This is a genomic window from Microcoleus sp. K5-D4, from assembly GCF_036704575.1.
GTDB lineage: Bacteria > Cyanobacteriota > Cyanobacteriia > Cyanobacteriales > Microcoleaceae > Microcoleus.
Window position 1 is genome coordinate 26,053 of sequence record NZ_JAUBSD010000023.1, and the last position, 16,439, is coordinate 42,491.

Genomic DNA, 16,439 nt, shown 5'->3' on the forward strand with positions numbered 1-16,439 from the left:
ACCCTACATCATTACGTTATGCGTCCAAGACTGTATCCTCAATCGCAAAGCAAACTCGGAGAAGTCAGCACAAATACATCCCTGGTTCCCACCCCTTCAGATTCCGGTTTAATCGGCGTAGTAAAGTGGAAAAACTCGTGGTCGTTAACTAACAGCAATTCTCCTGGCTGCAGAATTTTATTAAAAACAGGCTTCTCTTTTTTAGCCAAGTACAAATGCGTTTCCCCGCCTACAATATTAGTTCTGTCAACCGAGAAAATCCCGATAAAATCAGTACCGTCTTGGTGAATGCCTTCCGGTGCGGGGTTGCCGAAATTGTGCGGCGAACAAGTAGTCCTGATTTGATGGATGCCGATTTCAGCTTCCGGGTGAATTTTGCAAGAATCGAAAAAAGCAAAAATCATCTGTTTGAAATTATCCAGGGCAATTAGCCGATCGTCCAATTCGGCAAATTCCCGCCTGATATCACCCACTAGCGGATTGTATGTTTTGCTTTGATACAAATAGCCGTGAGGTAACTTAACTAACTCATCTCCGTTGACTGTAAACCGCGATAATCTTCTAGAACGATACTTACCTTTCACATACGGATCGACAGGCATATCGTCAAAAAATTCCTTGAAACCTTCTAGCTTAATCGAGTTTACTTTTTTGAAAGTAAACATGAAAGCATAATCCAAATGAATGGATTCTAATACGGTTTTCATAGATTTTACTCCCTGAAGCCTTGCTCCCCTCCATAATTTTGCCTTGAGGAGGTGTATGCTTCTACTCTAGCGCAGGTTTTTTGTATGTGTCGTAAAAGACACTACAAAAATTGCAAAGATATCGTAAAGCTTGCAAGATGAATCCGGGGGCTTGTTCTTCTTTTAATCCCAAATCTAAAATCTAAAATCTAAAATCGATTGACTGCTTTCACCAGCGACTGACAGGCGCGCAGGAAAACGGCAACATCGACCCCAAGTGTGACGTACTGAACGCCAGCATCAATCCACTGCTGGGCGATTTCGGGGTGGTCAGCAAAAGTACCGGCCGCTTTGCCTGCTTTGCGGATGGTTTGCACTGCCTCCTGCATCATGTCGATGACCCGGGGATCGCGGACTTGGCCGGGAATGCCGATCGACTGTGACAGATCGTAAGGCCCTAGAAAAATCACGTCCACCTCTGGCACAGTAACAATTTCTGCCAGGTTGTCGATGCCGCCTTTGCCTTCGACATGAATCACAACTAAGGATTCTTCGTTGAGTCGATCGGTGATATTTGTACCTGCGGCGGTGTAAAGTCCCGCCCGCGTAGCGAAGGAAAGGCCTCGCGCGCCCAGAGGACTGTATTTAGCGCTTTTGACAGCGGTTTCGGCATCGATTTTGCTTTCAATTTGAGGTACTTGAACGCCTGCACTGCCGATGTCGAGAGCTCGTTGAATTTGCGGCCCGTCGTTTTTGCGGACGCGAATAATCGGTGCAATTCCAGTGCAGTCGGCGGCGCGACACAAATCTTCAGCAGCAAGCGGGTTCAGGGGGCCGTGTTCCATATCGATAACGGCGAAATCGAATCCAGCGTGACCGCATATTTCCATGAATGCGGGATAAGCGCAGTTCATAAATAAACCGAGGACGGTTTCCCCTTGTTTAATTTTTTGTTTGAGTTGATTTTGACGCATAAATTTGGATTTTTTTACCGCCGCTGACGGCCGATGAACCTAAATTTTTTTTAATAATACAGCTAAAATATTGCCGTTACAAATTACTTTAGGTTAAGAGAATAGACAAAAATTTTGTAGCTGCTTTTGCTTCTATTTTAAAAGGAATCAAGCATAAAAGCCAGCCAAAAATAAACATTCCTAAAATTGGTAAAAATATTGCTCCCACGGAGGGTTCGACCAACCAAGCAAATAAAGCAAACATTCCAATACTGCCAGTTGTCCACAGCCAAAGAATCAAAATTCCTATAACTATTTTATGTAAAGTCATCCTAATTTTGATGGAACAACCGAACTGTTGAGTCTGTATTTCTCCTTGTATAATTGGGAACAATAAATTTCGACCGATCATAATGCGATTGATTGTGAAAGTTTTGCCAGAAATCGTTCCTTCATAGGGTTTAGCAGGTGGCGGGCCAAAGGGTATAATTATTCTAACAACTTTTGGAGGAGTAACAACTTCGTCCAACCTGCGTAAAACATCCGAAAAAGTTAAACTGGTGGTAATTGTTAAACTCTCAAAAGGAATCAATGACCTAAAAATTTTGACGATTTTGAGCATAAGGTAGAGCCGGCTGTTCAATAGTTGTTGCTGGTATTAATGCCTCTTCTCTAAAAAAGTTTTCCCTGACAACACCGCGAAATACCAGTATACTGCAAAATAAACATTTAGATGGCATGAGTGTTTTTCGCGCTATGTCAAAATTAATTCCACAATCTCTGATGAAACTTCGACACTATCTATTTTTGCTCAAAGGTCGATCGATCCTTAGCCTCACCCTCGGCATAGTTTCCGCAATAGGGAGCATTTCGCCAGTATTTGCCGCACCTCCGCGCAATCCAGACAATGCAGAAACTTGCGACATTCTAGTAGCAGGCGGCGGGCTCGCAGGCGCTGCTACCGCTTACGAAGGTTTGCTGGCGGGGCGCACAGTTTGCCTTACTGAAATTACTGACTGGGTAGGCGGTCAAATTTCCTCCCAGGGAACTTCCGCACTCGATGAAAGAGAGACTCAGCGATCGCTCTTATTTTACCCCCGCGGCTACCTCGAATTGCGGGGGCGGATCAAGGAACATTACGGGCGGCTAAATCCCGGAGGCTGTTGGGTTAGCTATTCGTGTTTCATGCCCTACGACGGTCACAAAATTCTATTTAACATCTTGCAGGATGCAGCTAGAAAAGGCAAAGGCACGCTGAAATGGTTTCCCAATACGGTTATTAAAGAACTAGCAATTACTCCTGCTGTGGCGGGGAATGCGGTTGGGGGCCAACAAATTAAAAGTGCGATCGCCATTCAACACAAACCCGCCGCCAACACGCCACCACTCAACACCGAAACTCTTTCTCAAACTATCGAAGATGCCTATCGCTACGAAAATTCTCCGCGATTTAACAAAACTATTATTCGGTTTATTTCTAAAGCATCTCAGAACCCCCCTAACAAAAAAAGGGGGGGAGATTCCACAAGTTCTGGGGCTAGGGGGGGTGCTGATTGGTACGTTGTAGACGCCACCGAAACAGGCGAATTGATCGGACTTGCCGATGTTCCCTACCGCCTCGGAATTGACCCGCGTTCCCCTCTCGAACCTTCCTCCCCCAGCCCAAGCGGCGACGCTTACTGCACTCAAGGTTTTACCTACACCTTTGCGATGCAGGCAACGAAGGAACCGCAGCAGCATCAAGTGCCGTCTTTTTATCAACAATATGCTCCTTACTACAGCTACGAATTGCAGAGATTGGCGAGCTTTCCCTTAGTTTTCACCTACCGCCAAATCAGGAGCATGAGACCGGATGAAAAGCGACCTTCAGACCCGAAGCAATTCCCGATTTATCCCGGCGATATATCGATGCAAAACTGGACTTGGGGCAATGACTATCGTCCCGGTTCTGCCCAGGATAATTTAATTTATTCTCGCGAGCAGTTGGAAGAAGCAGGTCAACTGCAACCGGGGGGATGGATGGGCGGTTTGCGAACCGAAACTTTACGAAAGGGAGAGGAAAATGCCAAAGGATTTTTCTACTGGCTGGTAACAGGAACTACTGACTCACAGCTAGGAGATGGAGTCAAAAAGCCTAATCCAAACAATCGTTTTTTGAGCGGGTTGGATTCGCCGATGGGGACGGTGCACGGACTTTCTAAATATCCTTATATGCGGGAGGGCCGGCGCATTATTGGGCGGCCGAGTTTCAATCAGCCTCAAGGTTTTATGGTGTGGGAAGTTGATATGTCTCGCACTGACTTTACGGCTGATTTTTATCGCCAGAATTTGTCAGAGGAAGAGTATCGCAATTTGTGGTTGGCTGTGGGTGGTTTGAATGCGCCGGCTTTGGCCGTGGGAAGTCAATCTGTTGAGGATACAAAATCGCGATCGCGCGCTACGATTTATCCTGATTCTGTGGGTATCGGTCATTACGCGATCGACTTTCACCCCTGCATGACTAACAGTCCGCCGGAAGCACCGGGAAATACCGAACGCGAAGGCACTCGCAAAGCTCAAGGGCAAGCTTATCCGTTCCAAATTCCGCTGCGGGCAATGATTCCCCAGAAAATTGACAATATGTTAGTAGCGGGTAAAAGTATTGCTGTTAGCCACACAGCGGCGGCTGCTTATCGAGTGCATTCTTTTGAATGGTCTGCCGGTGCGGCGGCGGGAGTTACGGCTGCTTTTTCCCTAGAAAAGGGGATTCTACCTTATGAATTAGTGGACGAATTGCCCTCCCGCGAGCCAAACTTGGAAGTGTTACAGTTGCGGTTGCAACAAAATGCCAATCCCATCGCATTTCCGGGTACTTCTATTTTCAATAGTTCGTGGCAAAATTGGAAATAATCGCAGTTGGTAATCTGTAGGGCGGGCATCCTGCCCGCCCTACAATAAAATTCACTCTTTGTAGAACAGGGTGGAACAGGCTTTCGGGCTTGTTCCTGACACCCGACAATTAACTGGTTACCAAGAAGAGCCTGCGAACCACTATAAAATAACCAATAACAAAATAGCTGATAAACAGCAATTTGTCATCCATCTTTCGATAGAAGCAATCAGACACTGCTTTAGTCAGATAATATCAATAATCTCAAAAATATTCCCCCCTTCCCCTCCAAACTCGTCAAAGGTAACGGCCATGTCAACTGCACAGATAACAGCCCCCAATTCCAATAATGCTTATGCCAAACAGTTACTTAGAACCTTAGTGGCCGTCAAAAAAGGGGACTTTTCAGTTCGGATGCCCATAGACCAGACCGGTCTAGCGGGGAAAATTGCTGACGAACTGAACGACATTATCGATCTCAATGAGAGAATGGCGGCCGAACTCGAGCGGATCGGCACAGTTGTCGGTAAAGAAGGCAAAATCGCCCAGCGGGCCACCATCGGCAGCGCCGAGGGGTCATGGGCAGCTAGCGTCAACTCTGTCAATACCCTAATTACAGATTTAGTGCAACCAACCTCTGAAACCGCCAGAGTAATTCGGGCCGTAGCAAAAGGGGATTTATCGCAAACTATCGCCTTAGAAATAGAAGACAGACCCCTCAAAGGAGAATTCCTCCAAACAGCGCAAATTGTTAACACAATGGTAGACCAATTGAGCTCCTTTGCGTCGGAAGTAACGCGGGTGGCTAGGGAAGTGGGAACCGAAGGGAAATTAGGCGTGCAAGCTGAAGTTAAAGGAGTTGCTGGAACTTGGAAAGATTTAACGGATTCAGTTAACTCGATGGCGGGGAATTTAACAGCACAAGTGCGTAACATTGCCGAAGTGACGACCGCTGTGGCAAATGGCGACTTGTCGAAGAAAATTACAGTAGATGTAAAAGGGGAAATTCTCGAACTGAAAAACACGATTAACATCATGGTGGATCAGTTAAGTTCCTTCGCATCTGAAGTAACGCGGGTGGCGAGAGAAGTAGGTTCCGAAGGCAAACTCGGCGGTCAAGCAGAAGTTAAAGGAGTTGCCGGAACTTGGAAGGATTTAACGGATAGCGTTAACTTCATGGCAGGCAGTTTGACAGCACAAGTGCGGAACATCGCTGAAGTGACAACCGCTGTGGCAAAGGGCGATTTATCTAAGAAAATTACCGTAGATGTTAAAGGGGAAATTCTCGAACTCAAAAACACCGTCAACACGATGGTTGACCAGTTAAATTCCTTCGCATCGGAAGTAACCAGGGTTGCTAGGGAAGTGGGAACGGAAGGGAAATTAGGCGTGCAAGCAGAAGTGCAGGAAGTAGCAGGAACCTGGAAAGATTTAACGGATTCAGTTAACTCGATGGCCGGGAATTTAACAGCACAAGTCCGCAACATTGCTGAGGTGACGACGGCTGTTGCTAACGGTGACTTATCTAAAAAAATTACGGTACAGGTTAAAGGCGAAATTTTAGAACTGAAAAACACCATTAACGTGATGGTGGATCAGCTTAATTCCTTTGCCTCTGAAGTAACGCGGGTGGCTAGAGAAGTGGGTTCCGAAGGTAAACTCGGCGGTCAAGCGGATGTCCGAGGCGTAGCAGGAACTTGGAAGGATTTAACGGATTCAGTTAATTTTATGGCGGGTAGTTTGACGGAGCAAGTACGGAATATTGCGGCTGTTACTACTGCTGTGGCAAATGGCGACTTATCGAAGAAAATTACTGTAGATGTTAAGGGTGAAATTCTTGAACTGAAGAACACCGTCAACACGATGGTGGATCAATTAAATTCCTTTGCTTCAGAAGTAACCAGGGTTGCGAGGGAAGTGGGAACCGAAGGGAAATTAGGGGTGCAAGCTGAAGTTAAAGGAGTTGCTGGAACCTGGAAAGATTTAACGGATTCAGTTAACTCGATGGCGGGGAATTTAACAGCACAAGTGCGTAACATTGCCGAAGTGACAACGGCGGTGGCAAATGGCGACTTGTCGAAGAAAATTACTGTAGATGTAAAAGGTGAAATTCTCGAACTGAAAAACACGATTAACATCATGGTGGATCAGTTGAGTTCCTTCGCATCTGAAGTAACGCGGGTGGCGAGGGAAGTGGGAACGGAAGGTAAATTAGGTGTGCAAGCTTACGTGCGGGGTGTAGGGGGAACTTGGAAAGATTTAACCGACAACGTAAACTTGATGGCGGGGAATTTGACGGCGCAGGTGCGGAATATTGCGGAAGTGACGAAAGCGGTGGCAAATGGTGATTTGTCTAAGAAAATCACCGTCGATGTCAAAGGCGAAATTCTGGAGTTGAAAGACACTATTAACGTGATGGTGGATCAGCTTAATTCCTTCGCATCTGAAGTAACGCGGGTGGCGCGGGAGGTAGGAACCGAGGGTAAATTGGGCGGTCAAGCTGAGGTGAAAGGAGTTGCGGGAACTTGGAAAGATTTAACCGACAACGTAAACTCGATGGCGGGGAATTTGACAGCGCAAGTGCGGGGTATTGCTAAGGTTGTGACGGCGGTGGCGAATGGCGATTTGAAGCGCAAATTAATGCTGGAAGCTAAGGGAGAAATTGCGACTCTGGCAGATACGATTAACGAGATGATTGATACGCTGGCGACGTTTGCCGATCAAGTTACTACCGTGGCGCGGGAGGTGGGAATTGAAGGGAAATTGGGCGGCCAGGCGAAGGTTCCGGGCGCGGCGGGGACGTGGCGAGATTTGACGGATAATGTGAATGAATTGGCGGCGAATTTGACTACTCAGTTGCGGGCGATCGCAGAAGTGGCAATTGCTGTTACCAGAGGCGATTTAACGAGGTCAATTTCCGTCGCCACGGAAGGAGAAGTTGCGATCGTTAAGGACAACATTAACCAGATGATCGCCAATCTCCGGGAGACTACGCAGAAAAATACTGAGCAAGATTGGCTGAAAACAAACCTTGCTAAGTTTACTCGAATGCTACAAGGTCAGCGGGATTTAGAAACAGTTTCTAAACTAATTCTCTCAGAATTGACGCCGTTGGTTTCTGCTCAGCATGGCGTCTTCTTCATGATGGAATCGGTCGAGCACGATCCGTTTCTCAAACTGTTAAGTACCTACGCATACCGCGAACGCAAACAGTTAGGAAATCGATTCCATTTAGGCGAAGGTTTGGTAGGACAATGCGCCCTGGAAAAAGAACGGATACTGTTGACCGAAGTACCGGAAAACTACGTTAAAATTGGATCGGGACTGGGAGAATCTACGCCGCTGAATGTGGTGGTTTTACCTGTATTATTTGAGGGACAAGTGACGGCAGTAATCGAGTTAGCTTCGTTCCGCCGATTCAGCGAAATACACTTGACATTCCTCGATCAACTTACAGAAAGTATCGCCATTGTCTTAAATACAATTGCGGCGAGTATGCGGACGGAAGAGTTGCTGAAACAGTCACAGTCTTTGGCAGAAGAGTTACAAACTCAGCAAAAAGAACTAACGGAAACTAATAAGCGTCTCGAACAACAAGCGCAGTCACTCCGCGCATCTGAGGAACTGTTAAAGAGTCAGCAGGAAGAGTTGCAACAAACGAATGAAGAACTAGAAGAACAAGCGGAATTGCTAGCGCTGCAAAATAAGGAAGTGGAGCGGAAAAACCGAGATATCGAACAGGCGAGGGGGTTGTTGGAAGAAAGAGCAGAACAGTTGGCTCTAACTTCTAAGTATAAGTCGGAGTTTCTGGCAAATATGTCTCACGAGTTGCGAACTCCGCTAAATTCGCTGTTGATTCTGGCTCGATTGCTTTCTGACAATACTGAAGGCAATTTGACTCAGAAGCAAGTTGAATACACGCGCACAATTTACTCGGCGGGAAATGATTTGCTGGGGCTGATTAATGACATCTTGGATCTCGCTAAGATTGAATCGGGCACGATGTCGGTGGAAATAGAGCAAGTGTTGTTTACGGACTTGCGAGACCATTTGGATCGCACTTTCCGCCAAATCGCCCAGGATAAGAAGTTGAGTTTTAAAATAGAGCTGGAGGCTGGGTTGCCAAAAGGTCTCTATACTGATGCTAAACGGCTGCAACAAGTTTTGAAGAATCTCCTCTCTAATGCGTTTAAGTTTACAGAGCGAGGTGAGGTGAAATTGCATGCCGAAGTAGCGCGGGAAGGGTGGAGTTTAGAGATAGAAAGTTTAAGGAGTTCCCCTACTGTTTTGGCTTTCTCAGTTAGCGATACCGGGATTGGGATTTCTGCTGAAAAACACAGGGTTATTTTTGAGGCTTTCCAACAAGCAGATGGTAGCACTAGCCGCAAATACGGGGGAACGGGTTTGGGTTTGTCAATTAGTAGAGAAATCGCTAATTTGTTAGGTGGAGAAATTAAATTGACCAGTCGCCCTGGTGAGGGTAGTAGGTTCACGCTTTATCTGCCACAAACTTACCAAGAATCGCGAATAATAATCACTGATACGGGCTCGGGAACGGGCAAGCAAACGCCTCAATTACCCCCTGCAAATTCTGCCGCACTTACTTTGCCGAATTTCCACTTGCCGATCGCGCCTTACCCCTCACCTTTAATCTCAGATGACCGAGAAAATATTGAGAGTGACGATCGCGTGCTTTTGATTATTGAAGATGATGTAAACTTCGCTCGAATTCTGTTGGATATGGCGCAGGAACAGGGTTTTAAAGGTTTGGTGGCTTTGCGGAGCGATATCGGTTTGGCGATGGCGCGAGAGTTCAAGCCAACTGCGATTATGCTGGATCTAAATTTGCCTGTGATGGATGGCTGGACAGTGCTCGATCGCTTGAAGCACGACCCAAGTACGCGCCACATTCCGGTTCACATTGTATCAGTTGAAGAAGGGCGGCAGCGCAGTTTGCAGTTAGGGGCGATCGCGTACCTACAAAAGCCTGTCAGTCGCGAAGCTTTGAGCAAAGCTTTAACTGATATTAAGGGGTTTGTGGAGCGGCCAGTGAAGAATTTGCTAGTCGTCGAAGACGACGAAATACAGCGTCTGAGCATTGTGGATTTAATCGGTAATCACGATGTTTCTACAACGGCTGTGGGGAGTGGTGCAGAGGCGCTAGAAATTTTGAAATCGGGGCATTTTGACTGCGTTGTACTCGATTTGGGACTACCAGATATGACTGGTTTTGAACTGATAGAGCAGATCAAGCAAGAGGCTACTTTGAAAAGTCTGCCACTTATTATTTATACGGGCAAAGAGTTGACAAGATCCGAAGAAGGTCAACTCAAGCGCATGGCCGAAACAATCATTGTTAAAGATGTGCGATCGCCGGAACGTTTGTTAGATGAAACAGCGTTGTTTTTGCACCGAGTCCAAGCAAATTTGCCGGAACCAAAGCGCCAAATGCTAGAGCAATTGTATCAAACAGATTCGACGCTGGCGGGCAAAACAGTCTTGATTGTTGACGACGATATGCGGAATATTTTCGCTCTCACAAGTATGCTGGAGCGCCATAAAATGGAAGTTGTGTATGCTGAGAATGGCAGAGAGGGCATTGCTAAATTGCAAAATACGCCTGAGATAAATATTGTGTTGATGGACGTGATGATGCCAGAGATGGACGGTTACGAAACCATGCAAGCAATTCGTAATATGCCTCAATTTGCTTCGTTGCCAATGATTGCTCTGACTGCGAAAGCTATGAAGGGCGATCGGGAAAAATGTATCGAAGCTGGTGCGTCTGACTACATTACCAAACCTGTTGATACGGAACAGTTGCTCTCGCTGCTGCGTGTCTGGCTTTATCGATAATGGAAGTCCGTTGTCAGTTGACTGTTGGCAGTTGTTAGTTATTAGTTGTCAACAGTCAACAGTCAACAGTCAACAGTCAACAGTCAGCAGTCAACAGTCAGCAGTCAACAGTCAACAGTCAGCAGTCAACAGTCATCAGTCAACAGTCAACAGTCAACAATGCCCAATAACCAATTAGTAATTAAAAATGTCCGAAAGCCATGAACTTGAAACCATCGAAATTCAACTCCTACTAGAGGGAATGTTTCGCTATTACGGATTTGATTTTCGCAATTATGCTCTTGCCTCTCTCAAGCGCCGTATTTGGAACACTATTCGCTCGGAACGGCTCACCACTGTCTCGGCACTTCAGGAAAAGGTACTGCACAATCCTGCTTATCTAGACCGTTTACTGCTGGACATTTCTGTCAATGTAACGGCGATGTTTCGCGATCCCAGCTTTTACATTAGTTTCAGAAATAAAGTGGTGCCGCTGCTGCGTACTTATCCTTTTATTCGGATTTGGCACGCTGGATGTTCAACGGGAGAAGAAGTCTATTCTATGGCAATCTTGCTGCAAGAAGAAGGACTGTACGACCGTTGTCGGATTTACGCTACGGACATGAATGAATTAGTTTTAAAAACAGCCAAAACAGGGATATTTCCGCTGAAACAAATGCAAGAATATACGCAACTCTACCACCAAGCGGGGGGCAAGAAAGCGTTTTCTGAGTATTACACTGCTGCCTATGAAAATGCGATTTTTCGCTCTTCCCTTAAAGATAATATTGTCTTTGCTCACCACAACTTAGCAACGGATAACTCTTTTAATGAATTTAATGTTATTTTATGCCGTAATGTGATGATTTATTTCAATCCACACCTCCAAGAGCGGGTACACAAGCTTTTTTATGAGAGCCTGGGAATGTTTGGGGTTTTAGGACTAGGACATCAGGAGTCTCTAACTTTTACACCTTATGAAAAATACTATGAACCCATTGAAAGTAGTGATAAACTCTACCGGAGAATTAAATAAAAAAAATTTTGAAATAGTGGTTGTGGGCACGTCTTTGGGAGGGCTACAGGCTCTGACTGTGCTGCTGGCAGATTTGCCACAAAGCTTTCCTTTGCCTGTAGTTATTGTCCAACACCGCCATAAGAGTTCTCAGAATAGGCTTACTGATGTTTTACAACAGCAATGCTCTCTGCAAATCACAGAGGCCCAAGACAAAGAGGAGATCGTACCTGGACGGGTTTACTTGGCTCCTGCTGACTATCATTTGCTAATAGAATCGCCCTCTGACGAGGAGTTTAGCCTGTATGAAAACGACTTTACAGAAGGGGGGAGCGTGGCAGTGGAGTCAATCCACAATTCAAAATTCCCAATCCCCTATCGCGGAACTCCTAAATTTGCACTATCAACTGAGGGTCCTGTCAGCTACGCGCGGCCCTCAATCGATGTGCTGTTTGAGTCTGCTGCGGATGCGTTTGGGGAGAAAGTTATCGGCATAATTTTAACGGGAGCTAATTCGGATGGCACTAAAGGGCTGGCAAAAATTAAAGCTGAGGGAGGATTGACATTTGTGGAGGAACCGGCTTCAGCTCTATGCCCGGCCATGCCAGCGTCGGCGATCGCAAATGTTGAAGTAGACTGGATTTTACCCCTCTCTAAAATCGCTCCCTGTTTAGTCAATTTGCTAAGAATTAAAGATTAAAAAAATTATGAATCTGCAGCCCCCCCATCGAGTAAATGTCCTTTTAGTTGACGATCGCCCAGAAAATTTGGTAGCTCTAGAAGCTATCCTCAACAGCCCCTCTTATCATCTAGTACAAGCTAATTCTGGCGCGGAGGCTCTGAGATGTCTGCTTAATGAAGATTTTGCGGTAATTTTGCTTGATGTGCAGATGCCGGGAATGGATGGATTTGAGACAGCTACATTGATTCGCTCTAGAGATCGATCGCGAGCGACTCCGATTATTTTTATCACAGCATTCAGCAGTAATGACACCCACGTGTTTAAAGGTTATTCTCTGGGTGCGGTGGATTACCTGTTCAAACCCTTAGAACCGGAAATATTGACCTCGAAGGTGCAGGTATTTGTGGAATTGTTCCAAAAAACAGTCGAGGTGAAGCAGCAAGCAACACAGTTAGCTGCGGTTAATAGTGAACTAAGGAAAAGTGAAGAGCGGTTTCGCACTTTGTGTGCTTGTTCACCATTGGGAATTTACTTAGCTGACGTTGAAGGCCGCTGTACTTACATCAACCCGCGTTGTCAAGCGATTTGCGGGTTAACTTTGGAGGAAAGTTTGGCAGAGGTTTGGCAGCGGGAAGTTCATCCAGAAGATCGCGATCGCGTAGTAGCAGATTGGTTAGCTTGGATTAAAGAAAGCCAGGAATATTCTAACGAGTTTCGATTAGCTGGTAGCGAAACTGTGAGGTGGATTCACGTGCAGTCGTCGCCAATGTTTTCGGATTTGGGAAAACTGATCGGTCACGTGGGCACGGTTAGAGATGTCACAGACCGCAAGCAAGCAGAGGAAGAACGCGGCAGACTACTCCGGGAACAAGTGGCGCGGCAAGAAGCGGAAAGAGCTAACCAGATGAAGGATGAATTTCTAGCTATTCTCTCTCACGAGCTCCGTACTCCTTTAAATGCAATTCTCGGCTGGTCTAGGCTGCTTCGTACCAAAACATTTGACCAAGACACTATAGAGAAAGCCCTAGAAACAATTGAGCGCAATGCTAAATCTCAATCTCAACTCATCGAAGATATTTTAGATGTTTCGCGGATTCTGCGGGGGAAACTAAATTTAAATCAGCATCCGATTCGGTTGGAATCTGCGATCAACCTGGCAATAGATTCTTTGCAGCCCCTGGCTGAGGAAAAATCAATAGTCCTAGAATTAACGTGCAGTCCAAATGTAGGTGAAGTTATCGGCGATTTCGATCGCTTGCAGCAAATTGTGTGGAATTTGCTGTCAAATGCGATTAAGTTTAGTCCGCAAGAGGGTAAAGTACAGGTGCGGTTAGAGTCAGTTGGAGATGAGGCTCAAATTGAGATAATTGATAGCGGCATTGGTATCGCTCCTGATTTTTTGCCTTATGTTTTCGATCGCTTCCGCCAAGCTGATAGCAGCACAACTAGGTCTTACGGGGGTTTGGGACTGGGATTGGCGATCGTCCGTCACTTGGTGGAACTGCACGGCGGTAAGGTGTATGCAGAGAATAATCCGGGCGAGGGTGCGAAATTTACGGTGGCTTTACCTCTTGCTCAGAGGAACGCCCTCGCTGCTGACGATGATTGGTCGTCGCTCAATGACGCGACAGAGGTTCTCCCCACTCTGGCTAATTTGCAATTGCTGGTGGTGGATGATGACGATGACACGCGGGAGTTTTTGATTGCTTTACTCGAGGACGAAGGAGCTATCGTGCGCTCGGCGGCATCGGTGGCCGGGGCTCTAGCTGCACTGGAGAGTTATTGGCCGGATCTGCTGCTGAGCGACATTGGAATGCCGGAAGCAGACGGCTATGAGTTGATCGCGCGCGTGAGAGAAATGGAATTGCTCAGGGGTGGAAAGATGCCTGCGATCGCTCTGACGGCCTACGCCAGAGAGGAAGAGCGCCAGCAAGCGCTGGAAGCTGGTTTCCAGATGCACTTATCTAAACCAGTTGACATAAATAAGTTAATTGCCACAATTGCTAACCTCACAGGAATGCTCGGAAATCCCGCTCCAACGGGCTCGGCGGTTGAAACCGCTTTGTTGACCCGCCAATCCCGTGCCGATTAGTGAGAAAAATATTAAGCTAGCTACAAGGACAAGCGATCGACAGTTCGGAACAAGACACTCGTTTTTCCACAAAAAAGTGGATATTTGCCGTTTTTTTGCTTCAACCTGCCGTCAAAGTACAACATTACCCGCCAATCAATTCATGAATATTTTTAGCAGTCTGCTTTCTAGCCCAACTCAAGCACCCCAAGTCAAAAAACAGCGTCGAGGCATTGAAATTAAGTCTGAACGCGAAATCGAAATTATGCGGCAGGCAGCGAAAATCGTTGCAACGGTACTCAAAGAAATTTCCCAAATGGTGAAACCGGGAATGACTACTGCTGATTTGGATGCTTATGCGGAAAAACGCATCCGCGAAATGGGGGCAACTCCGAGTTTTAAAGGCTATCACGGTTTCCCCGGATCGATTTGCTCTAGCATTAATAACGAAGTTGTTCACGGCATCCCCAGCGCCAAAAAAGTAATTCGGGCCGGAGATGTTCTTAAAGTAGATACGGGGGCATATTACCAAGGTTTTCACGGCGATTCTTGCATTACGATCGCAGTTGTGGAAGTGACTCCCGAATCGGCAAAATTAATCCGAGTCGCAGAAGAAGCTTTGTACAAAGGTATCGAACAAGTGAAGGCTGGAGCCTATTTGCTCGATTTGGCTGGTGCGATCGAAGATCATGTCAAAAGCAACGGTTTTAACATCGTTGAGGAGTTTACCGGCCACGGTGTCGGGCGAAATTTGCACGAGGAACCGTCGGTTTTCAATTTCCGCACGCGGGAAATGCCGAACGTGAAATTGCGAGCGGGCATGACATTGGCGATCGAACCAATTCTGAATGCCGGTTCTAAGTACACTCGGACGCTTTCTGACAAGTGGACTGCTGTAACCGTTGACAATGCTATGTCGGCTCAGTTTGAGCATACTGTGTTGGTGACAGAAACTGGTTATGAAATTTTGACCGATCGTTCAAAAGTTTAAGTGGAAGGGTTCAATAATAATTTTGAGTTTTGAGTTTGGAGTTTTGAATTAAAGATTTAAGAACTTTTTCATCGTTAAATCAAAACCTAACTCAAAGCTCTTGAGTTGGACAACAAGTTTTTAACTTCCTTCGAGGGATGGAGTGACAATAAGACTTAAATGCGGCTAAATTAAAAAATAGTGGTAAAGCGTAAAGGTAACAACTATGTCAGCACGATTATTATTGGTAGATGATGAACCGGGCTTGCGGGAAGCAGTACAAGCTTATTTGGAAGATAGCGATTTTGCGGTTGAAGTTGCCAGTAATGCTCGGGATGGCTGGGAACTCTTGCAGCAGTACAATCCCGATTTGGTGATTTCAGACATTATGATGCCCCAGGTGGACGGTTATCAATTTCTCAAACAAGTGCGGGAAGATCCTCGCTATAAGGCTTTGCCGGTGGTATTTTTGACGGCTAAGGGGATGACGAGCGATCGCATTCAAGGCTATCAAGCAGGCTGCGATGCTTATCTTTCTAAGCCCTTCGATCCCGACGAGTTAGTAGCAATAGTAACCAATTTGCTGGCCCGTCGCGCGGCTGCTAAGGAGACGAGCGAAAATGCTGAAAGTCCCGATATTGCTGCTTTGACAAGCCAAATGGCAAGAATTGAGTCTTTGCTGAGTGGGCGGAGTTCGATCGCCCAAAGTCCTTCGCCGATTAAAATTGATTTGACTCCGCGAGAACAAAGTGTTTTGGATTTGGTTGCTCAAGGTTTGATGAATAAGGAAATTGCCCGCCGCTTGGAAACTAGCGTGCGTAATGTGGAAAAGTACGTCAGCCGTTTGTTTAGCAAGACGGGTACTAACAGCCGTACTGAGTTGGTTCGCTTCGCTCTCGAACACGGCTTGACGAAATAGGACTCCTCTCGACTTGGCTGGAGGCTCTGCCTCGCCGAGCTGCGTTACCAGGCTCTTCCTGGTAACGAGAATTATGCAACAACTTAGAAATGTTAAGATATAAGTATTGACAGATATCCGGTGGCTGTGGTATGTCACATCAGCTTGCTGGTGGCAGCGCGGGAGTGCGAAAACTGGTGTGCGAAAACTGGTGTGCGAAAACTGGTGTGCGATCGAACTTCTCACCCACTTTGCTTTGAGTCTGAGATGAACACTCGCAAAGGCTGGAGAATTACTTAACGGGAAAACCTGACTGTTTAAGAGTTTTCACGTAGTAAATAGAAAGGCAAACAGTTGACCGGATATGCTCAGTTAAGCAAACCTGCCGCGAAGAGTCACAGATAAGGTTAGAGTCTGTGGAAAAACAAGCCACTATTAATTAATGACTCTGCTCAAAAAC

The 16,439-nt window shown here is 46.3% G+C and carries 11 protein-coding genes; 8 read left to right on the top strand and 3 right to left on the bottom strand.

Features of this window, described 5'->3' with window-relative positions; genetic code table 11:
- Positions 1–38: 38 nt before the first annotated feature.
- The 3 genes from QUA77_RS09900 to QUA77_RS09910 all read right to left on the bottom strand — a co-directional run bounded on the left by QUA77_RS09900 (position 39) and on the right by QUA77_RS09910 (position 2,261).
- A complete protein-coding gene (locus tag QUA77_RS09900; RefSeq protein WP_333038085.1) occupies positions 39–707 on the bottom strand; it encodes a 2OG-Fe dioxygenase family protein in 669 nt (222 codons plus the stop codon).
- 188 nt (positions 708–895) lie between these two features.
- The gene (locus QUA77_RS09905) at positions 896–1,660 is read right to left on the bottom strand and encodes an aldolase/citrate lyase family protein (protein ID WP_333038089.1); all 765 of its coding nucleotides are present in this window, start codon (positions 1,658–1,660) and stop codon (positions 896–898) included.
- 88 nt (positions 1,661–1,748) lie between these two features.
- Positions 1,749–2,261: a hypothetical protein gene (locus QUA77_RS09910; RefSeq protein ID WP_333038093.1), complete on the bottom strand. Its 513-nt coding sequence runs from the start codon at positions 2,259–2,261 to the stop codon at positions 1,749–1,751.
- Positions 2,262–2,422: 161 nt separating this feature from the next.
- Here QUA77_RS09910 and QUA77_RS09915 point away from each other — a divergent pair, with 161 nt between their 5' ends.
- The 8 genes from QUA77_RS09915 (at position 2,423) to QUA77_RS09950 (ending at position 16,250) form a co-directional block, all read left to right on the top strand.
- On the top strand, positions 2,423–4,528 hold the full coding sequence (locus QUA77_RS09915; protein WP_333450009.1) for an FAD-dependent oxidoreductase: 2,106 nt from the start codon (positions 2,423–2,425) through the stop codon (positions 4,526–4,528).
- Positions 4,529–4,820: 292 nt separating this feature from the next.
- Positions 4,821–10,364: a HAMP domain-containing protein gene (locus QUA77_RS09920; protein ID WP_333450010.1), complete on the top strand. Its 5,544-nt coding sequence runs from the start codon at positions 4,821–4,823 to the stop codon at positions 10,362–10,364.
- A 187-nt stretch (positions 10,365–10,551) separates the two neighbouring features.
- A complete protein-coding gene (locus QUA77_RS09925; protein WP_333038100.1) occupies positions 10,552–11,379 on the top strand; it encodes a protein-glutamate O-methyltransferase CheR in 828 nt (275 codons plus the stop codon).
- The gene (locus QUA77_RS09930; RefSeq protein ID WP_333450011.1) at positions 11,351–12,058 is read left to right on the top strand and encodes a chemotaxis protein CheB; all 708 of its coding nucleotides are present in this window, start codon (positions 11,351–11,353) and stop codon (positions 12,056–12,058) included. Before QUA77_RS09925 ends, QUA77_RS09930 begins: the two co-directional genes overlap by 29 nt.
- A gap of 7 nt (positions 12,059–12,065) precedes the next feature.
- A complete protein-coding gene (locus QUA77_RS09935; protein WP_333450012.1) occupies positions 12,066–14,132 on the top strand; it encodes a response regulator in 2,067 nt (688 codons plus the stop codon).
- Positions 14,133–14,274: 142 nt separating this feature from the next.
- Positions 14,275–15,102 (top strand): type I methionyl aminopeptidase, encoded by an 828-nt coding sequence (map, locus tag QUA77_RS09940; protein ID WP_333450013.1) that lies wholly within the window; start codon positions 14,275–14,277, stop codon positions 15,100–15,102.
- Between the two features lie 205 nt (positions 15,103–15,307).
- Positions 15,308–16,000 carry a response regulator transcription factor gene (locus tag QUA77_RS09945; RefSeq protein ID WP_333038110.1) on the top strand — a complete coding sequence of 231 codons (693 nt, stop codon included), beginning with the start codon at positions 15,308–15,310 and terminating at the stop codon, positions 15,998–16,000.
- Between the two features lie 106 nt (positions 16,001–16,106).
- Positions 16,107–16,250, top strand: a complete 144-nt coding sequence (locus QUA77_RS09950) for a hypothetical protein (protein WP_333038113.1) — start codon at positions 16,107–16,109, stop codon at positions 16,248–16,250.
- The last annotated feature ends 189 nt before the right edge of the window (positions 16,251–16,439 follow it).